The organism is Halorubrum rutilum, from assembly GCF_042665015.1.
Taxonomy (GTDB): domain Archaea; phylum Halobacteriota; class Halobacteria; order Halobacteriales; family Haloferacaceae; genus Halorubrum; species Halorubrum rutilum.
The window spans coordinates 1-16,827 of the sequence record NZ_JBHTBL010000019.1 but is presented as its reverse complement, the minus strand read 5'-3'; the positions used below and the strand labels follow the sequence as shown (position 1 = coordinate 16,827).

At 55.0% G+C, this 16,827-nt stretch carries 15 protein-coding genes; 7 read left to right on the top strand and 8 right to left on the bottom strand.

Going from position 1 to position 16,827, the window contains the following annotated elements:
• Positions 1-37: 37 nt before the first annotated feature.
• The 4 genes from ACFQMF_RS15275 to ACFQMF_RS15260 all read left to right on the top strand — a co-directional run bounded on the left by ACFQMF_RS15275 (position 38) and on the right by ACFQMF_RS15260 (position 6,722).
• Positions 38-502, top strand: coding sequence for a hypothetical protein (locus ACFQMF_RS15275; protein ID WP_256409663.1), 465 nt, complete (start codon positions 38-40; stop codon positions 500-502).
• Positions 499-2,025 carry a sodium:solute symporter family transporter gene (locus ACFQMF_RS15270; RefSeq protein ID WP_256409662.1) on the top strand — a complete coding sequence of 509 codons (1,527 nt, stop codon included), beginning with the start codon at positions 499-501 and terminating at the stop codon, positions 2,023-2,025. The genes ACFQMF_RS15275 and ACFQMF_RS15270 overlap by 4 nt, the downstream gene beginning before the upstream one ends.
• A gap of 1,002 nt (positions 2,026-3,027) precedes the next feature.
• On the top strand, positions 3,028-4,302 hold the full coding sequence (locus tag ACFQMF_RS15265) for an orc1/cdc6 family replication initiation protein (protein WP_256409834.1): 1,275 nt from the start codon (positions 3,028-3,030) through the stop codon (positions 4,300-4,302).
• 722 nt (positions 4,303-5,024) lie between these two features.
• Positions 5,025-6,722 carry a sugar-transfer associated ATP-grasp domain-containing protein gene (locus tag ACFQMF_RS15260; RefSeq protein WP_256409661.1) on the top strand — a complete coding sequence of 566 codons (1,698 nt, stop codon included), beginning with the start codon at positions 5,025-5,027 and terminating at the stop codon, positions 6,720-6,722.
• A gap of 606 nt (positions 6,723-7,328) precedes the next feature.
• On the opposite strand, the gene ACFQMF_RS15255 is transcribed toward ACFQMF_RS15260, so the two are convergent.
• Positions 7,329-8,015, bottom strand: coding sequence for a helix-turn-helix domain-containing protein (locus tag ACFQMF_RS15255; RefSeq protein WP_256409660.1), 687 nt, complete (start codon positions 8,013-8,015; stop codon positions 7,329-7,331).
• A 116-nt stretch (positions 8,016-8,131) separates the two neighbouring features.
• Between ACFQMF_RS15255 and ACFQMF_RS15250 the strand changes: the two genes are divergently transcribed.
• Positions 8,132-8,923, top strand: a complete 792-nt coding sequence (locus ACFQMF_RS15250; protein ID WP_256409659.1) for an alpha/beta fold hydrolase — start codon at positions 8,132-8,134, stop codon at positions 8,921-8,923.
• Between the two features lie 134 nt (positions 8,924-9,057).
• On the opposite strand, the gene ACFQMF_RS15245 is transcribed toward ACFQMF_RS15250, so the two are convergent.
• The 4 genes from ACFQMF_RS15245 to ACFQMF_RS15230 form a co-directional block, all read right to left on the bottom strand.
• A complete protein-coding gene (locus ACFQMF_RS15245; RefSeq protein WP_256409658.1) occupies positions 9,058-10,023 on the bottom strand; it encodes a hypothetical protein in 966 nt (321 codons plus the stop codon).
• Positions 10,020-10,463 carry a DoxX family protein gene (locus tag ACFQMF_RS15240; protein WP_256409657.1) on the bottom strand — a complete coding sequence of 148 codons (444 nt, stop codon included), beginning with the start codon at positions 10,461-10,463 and terminating at the stop codon, positions 10,020-10,022. Before ACFQMF_RS15240 ends, ACFQMF_RS15245 begins: the two co-directional genes overlap by 4 nt.
• A gap of 266 nt (positions 10,464-10,729) precedes the next feature.
• Complete coding sequence (locus ACFQMF_RS15235) at positions 10,730-12,100, bottom strand: cytochrome P450 (protein WP_256409656.1); 1,371 nt, start codon at positions 12,098-12,100, stop codon at positions 10,730-10,732.
• Between the two features lie 260 nt (positions 12,101-12,360).
• Positions 12,361-13,269, bottom strand: coding sequence for a hypothetical protein (locus ACFQMF_RS15230; RefSeq protein WP_256409655.1), 909 nt, complete (start codon positions 13,267-13,269; stop codon positions 12,361-12,363).
• A 247-nt stretch (positions 13,270-13,516) separates the two neighbouring features.
• On the opposite strand from ACFQMF_RS15230, the gene ACFQMF_RS15225 reads away from it, so the two are divergent.
• Both ACFQMF_RS15225 and ACFQMF_RS15220 read left to right on the top strand, forming a co-directional pair.
• Positions 13,517-13,993: a hypothetical protein gene (locus tag ACFQMF_RS15225; RefSeq protein WP_256409654.1), complete on the top strand. Its 477-nt coding sequence runs from the start codon at positions 13,517-13,519 to the stop codon at positions 13,991-13,993.
• Positions 13,994-14,078: 85 nt separating this feature from the next.
• Positions 14,079-14,765 carry a helix-turn-helix domain-containing protein gene (locus ACFQMF_RS15220; RefSeq protein WP_256409653.1) on the top strand — a complete coding sequence of 229 codons (687 nt, stop codon included), beginning with the start codon at positions 14,079-14,081 and terminating at the stop codon, positions 14,763-14,765.
• A 263-nt stretch (positions 14,766-15,028) separates the two neighbouring features.
• Here ACFQMF_RS15220 and ACFQMF_RS15215 read toward each other — a convergent pair whose 3' ends face one another.
• The 3 genes from ACFQMF_RS15215 to ACFQMF_RS15205 all read right to left on the bottom strand — a co-directional run.
• Complete coding sequence (locus ACFQMF_RS15215; RefSeq protein ID WP_256409652.1) at positions 15,029-15,580, bottom strand: hypothetical protein; 552 nt, start codon at positions 15,578-15,580, stop codon at positions 15,029-15,031.
• 174 nt (positions 15,581-15,754) lie between these two features.
• Positions 15,755-16,078, bottom strand: a complete 324-nt coding sequence (locus tag ACFQMF_RS15210) for a DUF6788 family protein (RefSeq protein ID WP_256409651.1) — start codon at positions 16,076-16,078, stop codon at positions 15,755-15,757.
• Positions 16,079-16,220: 142 nt separating this feature from the next.
• A partial coding sequence (locus ACFQMF_RS15205; RefSeq protein ID WP_379792264.1) for an RNA-guided endonuclease InsQ/TnpB family protein occupies positions 16,221-16,827 on the bottom strand: 607 nt, incomplete at its 5' end.

Here is a 16,827-nt window from a genome sequence, read left to right as displayed (position 1 = left end):
TTTATATAGCGTTTATTCATGTTATTGGCTGTCACGTATGGCACTCAACTTCAATCCCAGCGAAGACAAGTATGTCGTCGGAGGATTGCTAGCTGCGGTGATAATGCTCGTGGCGATGTACTTCGGCGGGCAGGTTGGACAGATCGTGTTCTCAGGGAGTGCAGTGGCGTTTATTGGGTTGTACGTGCTGTTAGGCGTACAATCGTCCGAGCAGCGTCACGACACGAAGGTGTTCAAACTAATGGTAGCTGGGTTGTGGCTAATCCTCGGTGTTGCGTTTGCGTTGTTATGGCATTTTCACTTCCAGAATCCCGCATACACTGATCCGACGTACTGGCTCGGATTCCCTCGGGCGACAGCAGTCGTCGTCTATGTGTTGTGGATGCCACCCGCGTTATACCTGATGTTCGCGTATCCGTATCTCTTCAGTAAGTACATTTGGGACAAAGATCAAGTAGCGGAGTTCCGCACGATGGGGTCCGACGAGGAGGGAAATAAATGATTGACACCCTTGCAGCCGCCTTGACGCAAGTCTCGACGACAGAGACGATGAACCCAGTCATCGTCGGTATCGTTGCGGTGTACTTAGTCGGGATTGCAGTGATCGGTATCTGGGCAACTGGTCAGACAAAATCGACGTCAGACTTCCTGATCGCCGGGAAGCGATTCGGTATCTGGGCAGTTGCGTTTGCTGCCTTCGCCTCGATCATGAGCGGGTTCGGCTTCATCGGCGGCCCCGGACTGTTCTACGACGGCGGGTACGGGTTCCTGTGGATCGCTATCGTTGCACCGCTTGCGTTCCCAGTGTCATGGTTCGTACTCGGCAAAAAAATGCGGTTGATGGCTGAGGCCCGTGAGATATTCACGATCCCCGACGCCGCTGTTGCCCGATTCGACAGCCAGGCAGTCCGACTATTAGTATCTCTTTCAGTACTGCTAGGTGTCATTTCGTATCTCGGTGTTCAGTTTCTCGCTATCGCGTTTGTACTCCAAACAGTGCTTGGAGTGAGCGAAGTCGTTGCACTCGTGATCGGACTCGCTGTCATCTCGGTGTACACAATTGGTGGCGGCATGGTTGCTGGGGTGTTTACTGATCTCATCCAGGGTGGGATCATGGTGGTCGGCAGTGTTGTTGTCTTTTTCCTAGCGTTGAACACAGTCAACGGCTTCAGCACAATGAACAGTGAGCTAAGCAGTCAAATTCCAGAACTCGCCGGCGCATTCGGCGCGTTCCCGATTATGCTCGGACTTACCTGGTACTTCTTGTTCCTCGTTGGGAACTCCGGGCAGCCACACATGGCACACAAACTGTATATGCTGCGTGACCCGAAGCTACTGAAGTGGGGAGCGCCTATCGCCGCGCTATCCTACTTCGCGGCGTCTCTCATGATGCTCGCACTTGGTGTCGGCATGCGATCGCTCGTGGAAACTGGACAGTTCGCTGAACTCTCAAACCCAGACAATGCCGCTCCAATCTTTCTCGTCGAATTCACGCCAGCGATCGTGGCAGGCGTCGTGTTAGCCGCTGCTGTCGGCGCAGTGATGAGCACCAGCGACGCGTTCATCAACATCGGCGCTGCGAATCTTGCACGAGACATCCCGGAAAGCCTAGGGTTCGAGTACGACTCAGACCGACAGGAGTTACGCGCCCACCGCGTGGCGACCGCCTTGATCATCCTAGTGTCGGTGCTACTCGTCTACTACGTTGAGATCTTAGTCGGTCTCCTCGGCGTTGTCGGATGGGGATTGTTCGCCGCTGCCATCGTTCCCCTGCTCGGAATCGGTTTGAATTGGAAAGGGGCGACCACAGAAGGTGCGATAGCCGCTGGTGTGGTTGCATTGTTTGGAAATCTTAGTCTGGCTATTGCTGTCCAGTTCTACGGCTTCTCGCTACCACATGGCTCCGCGGCTGAAGCGCTTACACTTCTCGTGGCCATAGTCGTAATGATCGCTGTGAGCCTCGTCACGAACAGCAAGGCTCGTGACGATATCGACGACGATATCGAACGCGTCATCGAATCGTAATCGGCTGACCATTGCGGGGATTTTTTCGACTGTAGCATATTTCACGCGGCCATCATATCTCTGTATCGTGTTTATCTTCCACAAAAAGTGGGTGCGAAGGCTATCCTACATACGGAGACACCCCTCTATCGATGTGTTCGCGATCAGAATACGTTGAGTGAATATAGTGGTCGTGCCTGTTCGGGTCTATCGAGATGACACACAACAAATCGAGGGAAATCTCGGACTCCTGAAGGTCGAGGACAATAGTCGAAAGGCATCCGTATGGACACACACCCCTCTATCGATGTGTTTCAACCAAGAGCATCACGCTGGCAATATCATCGAATCAACCTCGGTTTGGCCTTCAAGCCGGCCGACTACCGTTGAGAAAGGCTCTCTAGGCCGTCTGTAGCTTCTTCGTCTGCCACGGATCACGTTGTCTGAATACCCACAGAAATTATGCTGACTCAACACATCGAACACATCGATAGAGGGGTGTGTGTTTGTTCTTGTTATAGAAAGAAGAAGAAGACACGAACGACCGCTTTATGAGCCGTTCACACCAATCGAGATAGGCTATACTCCGGTTTCTATCCGTAGTGGCGGCTACTCGGGATTTCGGTCGACAACTACTCGCTGCCTTGGAGTACGTCGAACACATCGATAGAGGGGTGTGTGTGTTCACAACATCGAGAAACACATCGTTACTGGATACTGTTTCGACACACTTCAAACGACACTCTAGTCTGAATTTCCTCCTTTTGTCGCACATAACAGGGAATCACACTTCGATAGAGGTGGGGAACCTTTTTCAGACCAGCCGATGTCACGATGAGTATGGGTATTGACGACTCCGAGGATCCACCGTCTACACCGGAGTCACATAACGATGAGACACCGGCACAGGCAGATTTGTCACGTGCCGCTGACTCACGGTCGGGAGCTGAGGATTCACCGACAGGTGCTGAGGAGCAAGTAGCGGATGAGACGACGGGAGACGCGCCACAATCAATTGAGGATATGCTTTTAGAATTTGATGAACAACAGGGACTTATTCGTGATCGGTCGCTTCTGGATCCCAATTTTGTGGTCGAAGAAGACCGTATTGTGGGACGTGACGAGCAGCTACAGGAGGTGACGAAGATGCTCCGTGTTGCGCTTGGTGACAACCGCCCACCGAATCTGTTTTTGTATGGGCCATCGGGGACAGGTAAATCGCTCATCACCAAGGCAGTCTGTAACAACATTAGCCGCATCTGTGAGTCCCGCGACATCAGCTTCGGGACAATCGAGGTGAACTGCCAGGATCTCGATACCCTTGGTGTGGCAGTGTATGAACTCGCCCAGCAGGCAGCTGCTGAGGCGGGCGTTGATGTTCAAGTTCCAAAACACGGTGTTGCGACGAAAGAAAAGTGGGATGAGCTGTATCGGATTGTCAACGAGAATTTCGACTCTGCCGTGTTCGTCTTAGACGAGTTGGATATGCTTGTCGGTCGGCGAGATAAGCAGGATCCTGCGTTCTCACGGTTATTATATCAACTCTCACGTGCCGGGGCAGACGACGAACTTGATGCGTTTATTTCTGTCGTTGCTATCTCGAATGATACTAAAATGATGGACTCAGTCGGGAGCCGAGCGATTAGTTCGTTTACCCCTGAAGACGTCCACTTCGATGATTACGACGCTGACGAGCTCAAAGCGATTCTCCGCCGTCGACAAGACGCGTTTCACGATGATGTCGTTGATGATGACGTGATTCCGCTTGCTGCGGCGTTTGCCGCCCAAACGCACGGTGACGCCCGGAAGGCAATCGACCTCATGCGTGTCGCCGGCGAGCTCGCTGAGCGCGAAGGCGATGGCCGCGTTCGAGAGAAACACGTCCGGGCTGCACAGCAGAAAGTCGAAAAAAACCGCGTGTTAGAGGTTGTCCGTGGGATCAGCACCCAAAAGAAGCTGTGTCTGTACGCAACCGCAGCCGTTGCAGCTCAAACCGAGGCTGGGACAGCTCGAAGCACAACCGGCTACCGTGTGTATCAGTATCTAACCGAAGCAATCGACGCTGACCAGTATCATCAAGAAACCTACGTGAACAAAATGAAAGAGCTCACGACGTACTCACTCGTCGATTTCGAACGGCGGAGTCACGGGCCGAGTTCCGGTATGTTCCTCGAATTTCAGTTCGGTGAACGGCCGGCCACAATACTCGAAACCCTTCGTGAAGACTCCCGGATAGAGATGGTCTCTGAAAGCGAGGTTGAGTCAGTGGTCAAAGCACAGATCCGAAACCAGACGTGAATCCCCCTTGCGCTGAAGCGTAGAGCTTGCTCCTCAATTCGGCCCGGATGCTTTTCGATGACATTGCGAGTCCCGTCGGAAGACACCCCTCTATCGAAGTGTCTATTCTGGCTGTTACCACCTCTCATGTGCAGCTAGATTAACACGTATCGGATTTCACACACCCCTCTATCGATGTGTTCTGTGTTTCGTCGCTGACCACACCCCTCTATCGATGTGTTCTATACCACATTCGCTCACACACCTCTATCGATATGAAATCAGCATTTACAACGGCTCCAGCTCCAGATTCTAGCATTCAGGACTACCGACGGAACTGACCCCACGCCGAATGACCTGTTTGGGAAAATAAGCTGTGAGCAAATCGTATCAATTGGAGAACATACAGAACGAGAAGGCTTCGTTGAAATCCTCAGACAGTGATATATCCGAACTGGGTTCTGGTCTATACAGGGAACTCACGAATCGCTCAGCGCAGGGATTTATTTTCTGCAACTGAAAGGTACTCAGAGTGACTACCGGATTGGTATCTCGACTAGCATATGGTGATTTTACTCCAGTGACAATAGCAAGGGAGAGATTAGTTTAAATATTCATACGCGAATTGATAGACAGACAATGTGCTTCAGATGCGTTCTCGTGAATGGGTGTGAGAGGATCATCTCATCCCAGAATGAAGAGAGTAGTCAGACCATACTTTGCGACATATTCGTAGGTAACTCGTGGATCTAGATCTCAGACAGCATCTCCCCAGTTTGGTGCTTCTGTTTGGGCTTGCAGTCGTTGCCGTGTTTTTTCGGGCAAATTCTGATTTGTTTGTACCGGTAGCTCAGGATATTGACTTTGCCTTCCAGCTGATGATCGCGGGGACGGTTATCGCGATCCTTCGGAATGAACTGGGTATGAGCACCTTCGGCGTGTTCGGGCCAGTAATTCTCTCCTTTTCGTGGGTGGTTATTGGACCGTTTTGGGGGTTTATTGTAATCGCCTACATTTTCATTATCACGTCACTCGCCCGTGTCGCAATCAGTGACTTGGACCTCGGAACCGCCCACCGTGTGGCGTCACTCCTCGTCGTCGCAGCTATTGGCCTGTTTGTAATCGAAGCCGCTGGTCAACTCCAGGATCTCTCATCGCTTCAAGCGATTATTCTCTTCCCAGTGGTGTTGACCACTTGGTACGCTGAACGATTCGTCGGGAGTCTCACCGAAACCGGGTGGCCGCCTGCGACACGCCGCCTCGCTGCGACAATTATCAGTATCGCTGCAGCGTTCTTTATTATCACCTCCGAGCCACTCGTCGGATTCGTTATCCGTTCTCCGGAGCTGTGGGTTGCACTTGTAGCTATCAACATTTTCCTCGGGACGGCCACTGATACTCGTCTCGGCGAATATCTCCGATTCAGAACATTACGGCGCTCTCTTGGGGCAGAAAATGCCGGTAACATTCTCACGATGCGCATCAGAAATCGAGAGTTCATCAGCAAATACAACCCCACGTCGGTCATGGCGGCGTTCAATAAAGGCAAGATGAAGAAAACTCTTCACGGGCTTTCGATTCCCACGCCTGCCACCTATCTCATCGCTGAGGATGAGTCCGATTTCCAGGAACTTCAAACGTTTCTCGAGACACAGGGCAAGTTCGCCATCAAGCCGATTGATGGCTCCGGTGGCCGTGACGTACTCGCTGTTCGTGGTCGCGACGAGGAGACCAACGAATTTCTCACGAACCGTGGGCGGCTAACAGCTGATGAAATCGTGGCTCATACTCGAAATATCTGTGTCGGTGGTGTCAGTGATTATGGTGCTCGAAGAGAGGCCCTCGTCGAGGGGTTCATCACACCTGATGGATTGCTAGCGGACCGAACAACAGGTGGAGTCCCCGACCTTCGAGTCATTACTCTCCTCGGCTTTCCGGTGATGTCGATGGTTCGACTCCCGACCGAGGAATCAAACGGAACTGCGAATATCCACACGGGTGCTGTCGCCGTCGCTATCGATATTGCAACTGGTGAAGCGTCCGGTGGGTACCAGCAGACTCACAATGAATTCATTGACTCTCACCCTGATTCGGGAGCCGATCTCGAATTCAGCATTCCTGACTGGGAAGACGTCCTCACAATGGCTTCTCAGGCAGCCATCTCGAGCGGCCTAGGGTTCACTGGCGTAGATGTTGTCTTCGATAAACACGATGGTCCAATGGTGCTTGAAGTGAATCGACGTCCCGGTCTCGGCATCCAGAACGCGAATATGGACGGCTTGCTACACCGCCTTCGCTACGTCGAAGCGCACGGTGATCCAGACCAATTCCAATCTGCGTACAATCGCGTGCTCCGCTCGCAAGAATGGGCGAAACAGGACTGGAAGATGGTTGAGCAACCACCTGCAGAGCGCAAGACTCCTAGTGAGGTGGAGATCTGATGTCATCGCGAGAAGTTGGTGACAACGCGTGGCCGTACACGCAACTCACAGCCGCTTTACTGTTCAGTATCCTCCTGTTCATCCCTATTGTCCTCGCAGGACTACCCGGAGTCGCTCGGACGGCCATCACCGGTCTACTCACTCGCGAAGAGCTAATCCTGATCTTCTTTACAGGGATGCCTCTCGTGTTTACTGCCTTCGCTGTGTATCGTGTAGCACAGTTTTACGGGATCTTTGGAGATCGCGATTCAAAATAGGAATCGCAGGCCTATACCCGTCAACAGGTTACTTGTCTATGGTGGCCATGACGACATATCCCACTGAAACTCGACTTCGACTAATAGATCACAAAGGCTTTACTGAGACCCGCAGCGGGTGATCGCTCTCCCCGGTTGCGGTTGATTCAGGCGATCCACAAACCGACACACGTCACTGTCCCACTCACACTGTGTCAGAAACAGCATGTGAGATCCAAAGGATCGATGAAGTATTTACTCACTGTTGATCCTCTCCTGTATTTGACAACAGGGACGTCCAGAGGGCCACCGATGCTAAACGGGTGAGTGCTTGTGATCTCAGTCTCGCTTGCGACTGCTTTATTTCCGCTCAATCAGGGAGCGGCGGCCACGTCGTCGCAACCGTCTCTTCTATGAGTCGAGTCTGGGCTCGGCGGAGCCGTTCGGAAAGCGACGATGGGGAGATATCTAGTTCCACGGCGATATCCTCGAGAGACGCCTGTCGAGGAATGTCGAAGTACCCTCGTTCGTAGGCGATTCGCAGTGCCTCATCTTGGCGATCCGTCAGTCCGTCACCGGCCGGCTCGGACTCGCCGTCTCGCGTGAGACGGTGTAATCGAAAATCGGCGTTCCGCTGCCAGAACGAGGAGAATTCCGTGAACGCAGCGCGGTCAGCGAACCACCCAGTCTGTCGCCAGCCGCGTGATACCACGTCTATCTGCTCGATGATCGCGTCGACCGTTGCGAGTGTTTCGAGTCCCGTGAGGTCGTCGATATGATCGCCGAGCTGCTCTTCGAAACTGAGCGCCGGAAACGCTTGGTATCGGCGCGTGTCACCGGCCTGTCCGACGAGCGCCCACTCTGCGACGTCGTGCGCCTCCGTGAGGGCAGCCTCGATATCTGTCTGCGAGCCGCCCTGCACGGTGACAAGGAATACGGGTCTCTTCCCGTGGTTGTACTGCATCTCAAGCTCAAACGTTGCTTCGGTAGTGCTCGTAGCCACTCCTGTAAGCGGTAACGCTTGGCAATCGATGTCAAACTCGGCGACGAGTCCCATATGTTATTGATCTAATCGCTCGTAATGGAGATGTCGGACCCATTTAATAGTATTAAAACGCCCGTATCACTGAGAGAATCGCTTACTCGCGTCAGTCCCGAACCCGGAGTCGCCCGATGTCGTCACAGCACGTCGCCGAGAGTGAAATCGCGTACGAACAGCACGGAAACGGCGAGCCGGTTATTTGTCTTCACGGCGGGATGGCGCCCCGCCAGTACTGGAATGCGGTTTTGCCGTACGTCGAGGAGCACGCGGCCGTGATTCCGGAGCGCCCCGGCTTTGGGACGTGTCTCGACGATCCGGCCGAAACGAGCGCCGCTGAGATACTGACTCGAGAGGCCCAGTACGTCCGCACGCTCGTCGACGCCGTCGACGGTGAGCCGATCCTTTTTGGACACTCTTACGGTGGGCTGACGGCAATTGAGGCCGCAACGGACGCAGCAGTCGAAGCGGTCATCGTATACGAGCCGGCCGTCCTCCCGGACGATTACCGACGTGAAGCCGACCTCGCCGATCGAATGGCGGCGCTCGTCGCAGACGGTGAACGTGACGAAGCAGTGAAACGCTATATCGAGCACGTCCTCCATCCGGACGGTATTGAGGATCTCGACGCGTGGTTGGCGGACTGGCCGGTGTGGCCCGACTGCGTGGACCTCGCCGAAGAGGTCGTCCGGATGAATCGTTCCGTCGAGCAGTATCAGCTACCGGACAGTCTTGACGTTGCAGCGCCAGTGCTCGTGATGACCGGAACCGACGGGCCGGCGTTCCTCCGAAAGAGCGCCCGTGCCGTACACAACGCGCTGCCGCACAGCCGACTTGTGGAGTTCGACGGCGTGAGTCACAGCGGTCCGAGCGAAGCGCCAGAGCGAACCGCAGCAGAAGTGGACGCCTTCCTCGACAGTATCTAGTAGCCTGAACGAACCGGCTCCCAAGATGAAGCAATTGCTGAATCGCCACGGGGTAACGCCTCGAAGCACCCGGCTTGCCTACTCGTAATTCTGTATAGTTAGACCGCCGTTATCAAAGCCACTCTACTGATAGCTCAAAACCCCGTCTTGGGTGGACTAGTTTCGTCGGTTCGCTCTGCTCGCTGCCACGTCGCTGCAAGCAACACCGTTCCACATATGACTCCGACTAGAACAATTCCTGCGCCGAAGCTCGGCGGCAGCCACGGAATAATCAGCGAACTGATGAGTGAATGGCCCAGTACCGCTTGAATGAATGTTACGAGCGTAATCCCACCGTAGAGTATACCGATACTACTGACAGCAATAACTGATTCACGTGGAGCGAGTGTCTCCCAGCCGGACAACACGTAGCCCGCCAGCGGCACCACCTGTAATGCGTGAAGCCCGACAAAGTGAGCCACCCGGAGGTCACCCCCGGTGACACTCCAATTTAATAGTGGAAGTCCGCGAGCGTCGTTAGCAACACCGACGCCGTGACCGCCTTCCGAAACCATGAGCCATCCCTCGAAACTCGCAATGACGAACACGAACATTCCGATTGCGACCCCCCACAGATACGCGGGCGCGAGGTCCGGTGGATTCCTGACGACGCGCCAAAGGACGTAGGCGACGACGAGTGAACTGATCGTGATCGTGATTCCCATGACGGCATAGACTACCGTATTCAGTAGTGTCGTATCGTTGAAGTGTGAGGCGACGCCACGGGCGGCCTGCGTCGATATCAGCACGATTTCGATCGTCATTGCGCCCCCAATGACCGTCGTCGCCAGCCGCTCAACTCGGATGGATAGCGATAATGACGGCAGTATCCAGCCCATTGTCCCTGTGAAGACGGCGATGGAGGTAGCGAACTTCCACGGTTTAGTCCAGACGTTTCGACCGAGGACCGTCCGACCGTCAAGTGCCATCAGAGCCGTGAACACCACCGCTAAACTCAGATTGGCTACCGCAACGAGACACAGAATTCGATTGCGGGCGTAGAGCTCCATCAGGACGGTAACGCCGGTCCGATAGGCTGAGCGGAACGGGTTCGCGTTCATTTACTATCACTCCCGACAGTTGCGGTGGGTAAGCCAGTTGTCAGACCGGCGAGTAATTCGCCGACGGTGGGGTCCCAGTAGGAGTAGGGCCCCGTTCCGAGCAGCACGATTCCGAGCGACGCGAACAGCACCAGTACGCTAAACGGATTCGGCCCCGCAGCGACGATGGCAACGATCATGCCGAATGCAAGGGCGCTCCCCCCAATTCGACCGCCGACTCCGAACCCGATCAAAACGATGGCGACGAATTCAACGACGCCCGTCACCAGAACGGCGAGTCCGGGCAGGGGGATCCCGTACGCCTCGAATTGAGTCACACGGTACGAGTACTCGGAGAACTTCCGGACGGCCGGATACAGCGTTATCGTGACGGCGAGCACGCGTAAAATGACCGGCAGGAGCCGCCGGAACCGCTTATCGAGAGCGTTCACGGATCTCATTGGTGACCCTCCGTGGACCGTGCACATACCTGCTCCCGGTTAGCCTCACGTAGATGGTCTGCACGGGCGACGACTAGTACAGTCGTTCGTTGTTCGCTTTGCGTCGACAACTGCTGTCTCAGTGACATCGCAGTCCGTAGTGTGCCGGAAAGCGTGATGAGAATTTGCCCAACATGTTGGGCGAAATTGAGAAAATAACGTATGAACGGAGGGATAACCTGTTATTCAGAGAAATGACTTACAGTCAACGCCGTCATTTGATATTGTTACTTTCCGGTCGTGTCTCGCTGTTCGAATCGTACCTCGATCGGTTCGGCTGGTGACACTGTTGACCCGATATCAACGTCTATCGTCTCATACCGGTGATCGACGTGACAGTGGCGTGCGATCGTTGCGAGTGCCAGTTTGAGTTCCATCCGTGCGAACCGCATTCCGATGCAATGTCGAGGGCCACCACCGAACGGGAAATACGCATACTCTGGACGATTGCCCGGCGGATCTGAGATCCTGTCCCACCTCGATGGATCGAACTCCAATGGGTCGTCCCACCAGCGCTCGTCTGTGTGAACGTAAAATTGTGGAAGGACGATGTACGTGTCTTTTGGCAACCGATACCCACCGAGTGAAACACCGGTGTCCGTCTCTCGAAAGATCGCCGCTGCGGGCGGATACCGACGTAATGTCTCCTGAATCACTTGTTCGGTGTACTCCAACGCCGGCAGATCCGGAACTCTCGCGTAAGGACCGTCGACAACCTCGTCAACCTCATTCCTGAGCCGGTCGGCCACGTCAGGACTCCGCCCGAGTTCGTATAGCGCCCACGTCAACGCACTCGCACTGGTCTCATGACCGGCAAACAGGAATGTCGCAAGCTGGCTGCGAATCTCACCCGCCGTGGGGCCGTTCCCATCGTCGTCCGTCGCCGCGATGAGTAGTGACAAGAGGTCATTCCCATCTGTATCGGCGGAGCGGTCCGCGAGAAGATCATTGATCACAGTTTCAAGTTCAGCGATACCTCGTTGGTACCGACGGTTGCTAGGCGTGGGGACCCACTTCGGAACGTCGACGGCGACTGGGCTTTCACTACTCCGCTCACGGATCGCTTCGGCTCCTGCGCGTATCGCTTGACGATGCTTCTCAGCTTCGATGCCAAACAACGTTTTCCCGAGCACTCGAAGCGTATACGCTGAAGTTACCTCGGTCAGGTCCACCGCCCCGTCAGACGCTGCCCACTCGTCTGCAGAGGCAGCCGCGTACGTTCCCATCGTCTCGGCGTAGGCCTCGATGCGGTCCTGATAGAACAGTGGCTGAAGTCGTTTCCGCTGCTGTCGCCACCGCTCGCCATCGCTCAGTAACAACCCTTCAGAGAGGATATCAACGCCTCTGGCGTCAGCTGGCTTTCGGTATCTCTCGACTTCCTCTACCAATACCTGCTTGATATCGGACGGATGAAACACGGCTGCCAGTTCTGTACTCCCCATCGAGAACCGTACAATGTCGCCCCGCGTTGCGAGGTCCTCATAGAACGTATACGGGTCACGCGCAAACGAGACTGCACTTCCCAAAAACGGAACGCCCGACCGCTTCGGGGGGAGGGTTCTCTGCTGCTCGGTGTCGTTCGTCGAATTGTCTGTCATTGCCGTGTGTGCTGTGTGTTTGAGATTTCCTTTTTTCGGGCTCCCAGATGCTTTCGTGACGATGTTGTCCGACTGGTTCTATCACGAACGGTGGTCGGGGTGACAGTACACGCTGTCCTGCCACCGAGACCACGTTGAAATTTTCCCTAATAGGTTGGTGAGTTCGGAACCAGCTAGTCGATATCCTTTGCGTCCCGAGTCTATCTTCAGACAGAGAGTCATCGGTCACATTGATACCTAATTCAACCGGTGCCCGGTGGTCACTGTTCGGCCTCGAGTTGGAAGCCTTCCTGCTCCGTCCCGGCCGAATCAGCGATCTGAATAACGATGACATCAGCCGGTGGGCCATCGGGATCGAACGAAAGCCGCACCAATAGATCAACAGGCGTGATAGCATCTTCGCATGGTTCACCGATCGGTTTCGTTCGGGTTAACTCCGTATCGACAACCGGCAGCCCATTCGCGTCGATGGACGGTTCGTCTCCTAGTACCAGCTCATAACACGTCTGTGGCGCATATGCCTGTACGTACACGAGGCGCTCGCCGTCCTCAAAGGCCGTCTCGGCGACAAACCCCCCTACTTCGCCGGATCTATTATCATCGATATCGAAGTACTCGGCGGCGACACTCCGACTGGCAACAAAAATCCCCCATGAGTCCTGATCTGATTCCCGCTCCACATTCGGCGTGATAGCGACGTCACTCACGGTGTATCCGCTCAGGTTCGGGACCGAATCAGGATCTGTGGACTCGCTTCGTGGCGTGACCGATAGTTCGATCTCACCGGTTGTCCCGTATCGGATATCAACGTAGCCATCCACGACGTGGTCCGCCGGTTCGATATCAAGCGTGAGCGTCTCGGAGCGTTCCGTCTCGTTAACGGCTATAGTGAACGTGTGGGTGGCCCCCGGAACTCCGATCCCCGGAATCGTTTCCGTCCCACCGCCGGGGACCTCAAAAGAGTCACTGACGAGGTCGTATCCGTCGTCGGTTTCCGCCTTCACTTCGAACACGTGAGGATCATCCGTCTCGTTGTGTAGTCGCCCGTCGACGGAGATGTCACCCGGGTCCGGGCGGGTGTCATCAGTGCTAAACGTTTCTTCAATACAGCCAGCGAATCCACTGGGAACTGCGAGCGCCGTTCCCGTCACGAATGTCCGCCGGTTCATGATCGACTGATCCAAGTGAGCCATCGGGTAAATCTCTCGTGGAGGGTCAAACAGCGACTTAACCACGCTATTGGAGAGGGTCACTAAGCCGGAGTACTCGGACGGACCTGTGGAGTCAGTAAGAACTGGTCCTTTCGAAACAACCAATTCCGATCCACCGGCCGGATTGCCATGCCCGACATACTCTAACTCACAACCTCAACATGTTGGTCAAAAGTTGATTGATATATTCGAACATCAATCTCATATGACGTTCGAAGACAGCCTTTCCATCGAGGTATCAAACGCCGACTGCAACGCGTCACGGGTACTGTACCTGCTGTTGGCCATCACGACCACGCTGGGTGCCGCCCACCATATTGACCACATCATTCGCGGAAACCACGTCGGGTGGCCGATTGCTCACCACGTGAATCCGTTCACGTATAGTCTGGCAATCTACCCTCTCGTCGCTGTCGGGCTCTATCTCACGCTAACTGATCGCGTTGGGACTCGATATTGGGCTGGCGTGTTCACGCTCAGCGCGTTCATGCTAGCGTACTTTCACGTTAGTCCGTGGGCGGTCGAGCCCCCGAGTGACGTGATTCTCCCGTACTCCAATCCGATACTTGGCTACTTCGCGTTCGTCATTCTGATCGGTCTGATCGCAGCTGTGTCGCTCAGTGCTGTGTACGCGATCGCACTCGGTCGGCGAAAGGGGAAGCAACGGTCAGCCGAGGGATAATCCCACTCCCGATCTCGACACAAACCCGGAATGCGAAAACACCGCTCATACATTGCTACCCGACGTTTTTATTGATTTCAATACGATGCTGAACACCGATGAAACGGTTCCAACGTCGACACGCACAGAGGGGGCGACGTGGATGATCCGCGCTCGGTTTCGTATGCCGCTGCGGGAGGACCTATGGGTCAACGAGCTGTCGTCGGCCTTCTCAGAAGCGACGTTCCGCTTGCTTACCGGGGTTCCGAAAGACGATCACGCCTTGGAGCTGGGTGAAGTCCAAGCGGCGGATGCCGAGACGGTCGTCACTGCGATCAGAGACCACCCGGATATCACCGCCTATGAGCCAGTCCATCAGGACGAGACCCGCGCTGTTGGCCAGTACAAGGTGGCTGATCAGGGATTGTATGAGTTCTTGTGGCAATCATCATTACCACCGGAATTTCCGGTCGTCGTCGAGAATGGCACGATGGAGTTCGACCTGACAACGAGCCGTGAGCAGTTCGAAGCTTTCTGCGAGGCGCTCAATGAGACCAAACAGCACTATCAGCTTCTCTCAGTGGTGCATACCGAGGATGAGGACCCGATTCTTACTTCTCGACAGCGTGAGTGTATGACCGTCGCACTTAGTCGTGGGTACTTCGAGGTACCACGAGACTGCACACTAGCGGAGGTCGCCGCTGGGCTCAATATCGACAAATCGACGGCCAGTGAAACGATCCGACGGGGCACTGCGCGCGTGCTGCGACAGTTCCTCGTCGGGGCGGAGTGATCGCTCGCAGCGGTGGTTTGCTTCAACGTCCACCGACCGGTAGAACCGGGTCTTTCCCCTTACCAACCCGACTGCCAGTAGTGTCCTCATTTACACTGCGTGCTGTCTGTCATCCCAATCTGCGGGCGCTCACTACAACGTCATTGGCTTTGATGAAATCCTCAGACAGTGCTATATCCGAACTGGGTTCTGGTCTATACAAGAGACTCATGGACCGCTCAGTGTGGTTAACTCATCTATCGGTCAGACTGCTGAGAGCGTCGCTAGACCAGATCCAGCAGTGAATCGGCTCGGGAGGTGTACTGTTCTCGAATCTCGTTGGTATGGTTCGATTGTAACTCGTACGTCCGATCCGGTGGATTATCGGCCCATTCCCCGCCTCGAAGAAGGTGAGTGGCTTCGTACGCGAGAAGGCGGTCATCGGCGGCCATAACTTGTTCCCACTCCTCCTCAGTCGGCGGAGCGATGTCGAGCGACGTCCACACGGCATCTAGAATCTCAGATTCGATCCGTTCGAACACGTCATGTTCGACTTTCAACGGACGAGGAATATCGCCCAGATACGCCTCACCGGCGTCGTGTAGCAGTCCGAGTAATTGAAGACGAGGAGTCGCGTCCGAAAGTTCGGAACTCACGTGAAGCGAATGGTGAGCCACGCTGTAAAAGTCACGACAGTGACCGCCAAACCGGCAGGTATGGGCCAATCCGGCGGCGATATCTTCTAACTGAACATCAGTAGGGTCCGGTGCGTACAGATCGAATCCGCCGCCGGTGTATGTCTCTACGACACCCTTCCGTTCCCACGGCTCTGACATACGAACGCGATAGGTGATCATTAGATATGTGTATTTTGCCGTCAAACCCCGTGTGGAAACAGCGTGTCTCAAGCACCTTTCAGCGACCGGTTGTTTCACGGGAGAAATGTCTGAAGGATAGGATGCCAACAGAGCCAACGAGAAGAGTACCCGCGCTTTGGCCGGGAGAGGATGTCAGTCATCGGGACTTACTGGAGCTTTGTACTTTGACCTCACTTTGTCACCATCCCTCCACTGCCAGTAGTAGTAGCGGTTGTCATTGATCTCCTTGATCGTGATCGTCGCTTTCGACGGAACTTCGTCTGGAAGATCATCAGATTGGGCATCGTTCTCGTCGGCAGTTGATTCTTCATCGGGACGGCCGCCGCGAGCTTTGTGCGCTGCTAACGCCTCGGCATAGCGGGCGACGTACCGGAGCTGTTCAGGCGAGTAGCTGTTGAGGGTGTCAACCATCTCCGTCGAGAGATCTGCCGGCGGTGTCGGTGGTTTGGGAGTCATTTGGGGTCAGCCTCGTGTTAACCAACAGTGTCCGAACTAGCATGGATTTGTTGGTTAATAAGATATCGCATCGTCACGGACTAAAGAGTACGATTGACATCCTCCTCCGGCTGAAGCCGGAGGAATCCCGAGCGTTGGGATATTATGGTTTGCAGTCTCCCTGTTCTCTCGTGTTGAACGACCCGCTCTCGCGGTCGAACAGGAAGACTCCGGGCTGTGCCAACCAGCCGTTACTCATATCCCCCGTCGGGGGACTCTGAGTTATCCTTCGGCGGATGTTCACCGCACCGTTCACGTCCGCGTTCATCGTCGTCCCGCATGACGAACAGACGTACAGACCGCGTTCCACGCGATTCGAGTCACGAATCTGCCCGCAACACGAACACGTCTTACTCGTGTTCTCCTCGTCCACACGATCGACGATGATGCCGTGTTCCTCTGCCTTGTATTCGAGCAAGCGAGTGAACCGGTCACACTCCCAGCCGTGGAGTTTCTTGTTCCCCGACGCACCCCAGTTCCGCGAGTCACCGTTCTCGTCTTCGCGGATGTCGCTGAGGTCGCCAACCGCTATCTTCTCCACGCCTTCTTCCACACACCGCTGGACGATGTGCTTCGAGAGGGTGTGGAGGAAGTGGTCCTTGCGTCGGGAGAGTTTCTGTCGGGCCTTCCGTGCACGCCGTGACAGGCCATTCTCGCCCTCGGTCTGGTACTCCTCGCGGGTGAAGTAGTGTTTGTCCTCTTTCAGCACG